Source organism: Endozoicomonas sp. ONNA1, from assembly GCF_024606325.1.
In the GTDB taxonomy this organism is placed as follows: domain Bacteria; phylum Pseudomonadota; class Gammaproteobacteria; order Pseudomonadales; family Endozoicomonadaceae; genus Endozoicomonas_A.
On record NZ_JAHHPN010000053.1, the window covers coordinates 1 to 1,506 of the forward strand.

The window sequence follows — 1,506 nt, forward strand, 5'->3', positions numbered from 1 at the left end:
GAATTCATGGGCACCTGCCAGTTTGGCTGCTTCAATCACAGCTTCCATAGGCAGCCGTGTATTCTGAAACTGGATGAACTCTGGAAAAACTGGGATGGCAGCGCTCTCTGGATGACCAGACGGTTTGATTTGAGTCACACCATGAAACGCTTTGGCATCAGCTGGTTTATTCCGGTGGTGATCAAATACCGCCGGGTATTGGGCGAAGTGGTTCTTGCCTCGTTTTTCCTGCAACTGTTCGCCCTGATTACCCCAATCTGTTTTCAGGTGGTTATGGATACCGTGCTGGTGCATCAGGCCATCTCCACCCTGAATGTTATTGCCATCGCTCTGCTGGTCATGTCGTTATTTGAAGTGACCCTGGGAACGTTGAGGATGTATCTGTTTTCCCACACCAGTTGCCGCGTGGATGTGGAACTTGGCAGCCGCCTGTTCGAACACTTGTTAAAAATACCTATTGCCTATTTCAGTGCCCGGCCTGTGGGTCAGGTGGTGGCTCGGGTTCGGGAGCTGGAAAACATTCGGGAGTTTCTTACCAACAATGCCATGACTCTGGTGCTGGATCTTTTTTTCACCATTGTTTTGTTTATCGCCATGTACTTCTATTCGTCGACGCTCACCTGGGTCGTACTGGCTTCCATCCCATTTTACATTCTGCTTTCCGTACTGATCAGCCCCGGCCTGCACAACCGCGCCAAAGAACGGTTTGAGCGCAGTGCCATTAACCAGGCCTTCCTGACGGAAGCAGTTACCGGCATGGAAACCCTGAAGTCAACCGCTGTTGAGCCAAGAATGCAGTCCCGCTGGGAGCGTTATCTGTCGAGCTATGCCAAAGCCAGTTTCAACAGCAGTGTGTTGGGCACGGTGGGCAGCCACCTGGTAGAGCTGAGTAACAAAATTGTCACCGTAGCACTGTTGTGGATTGGCGCCAAAGAGGTCATCAGCGGCAGTCTGACTATTGGTGAGCTGATTGCCTTCAACATGCTTTCAGGCCAGGTAGCCCAGCCTATCCTGAGACTTTCCCAGCTCTGGCAGGAGTTTCAGCAATTCCGGATATCCATTGCCCGCCTGGGTGATGTTCTGAACACGCCCCAGGAGCCACAGCAAAGTCTGGATAAACCACCCATAGCGGCACTTCAGGGCCATATACAGATGGAACGGGTCAATTTCAGTTACAGCTGCGAACTGCAGAACACCCTGAGCGACATCAGTCTGATGATTCCTGCCGGACAAACCATCGGCATTGTAGGAGAGTCCGGTTCCGGTAAGTCGACGCTGGCAAAACTGTTGCTGCGTCTCTATGTGCCAAACACCGGGAAGGTGTTGATTGACGACAACGACATTGCCCTTCTTGACCCCTCCTGGCTGCGGCGACAAATCAGCGTTGTGCTTCAGGAAAACACTCTGTTCAACGGTACCATCCGGGAAAACATTGCCCACACAGACCCTCTGCTGCCTATGGAAGCTGTGATTGAAGCAGCCAAACTGGCAGGTGCCCATGAATTC

2 protein-coding genes are annotated in these 1,506 nt (G+C 52.2%); one reads left to right on the forward strand and one right to left on the reverse strand.

The genetic code is table 11. From position 1 onward, the window contains the following. The coding region (locus KDK19_RS01220; RefSeq protein ID WP_257291175.1) for a hypothetical protein at positions 1–294 on the reverse strand (294 nt) is incomplete at its 3' end. Between KDK19_RS01220 and KDK19_RS01225 the strand changes: the two genes are divergently transcribed. Next, positions 268–1,506, forward strand: a 1,239-nt coding sequence (locus KDK19_RS01225) for an ABC transporter transmembrane domain-containing protein (RefSeq protein WP_257291174.1), incomplete at its 3' end; no start/stop codon positions are given. The two genes, KDK19_RS01220 and KDK19_RS01225, sit on opposite strands and share 27 nt — an antisense overlap.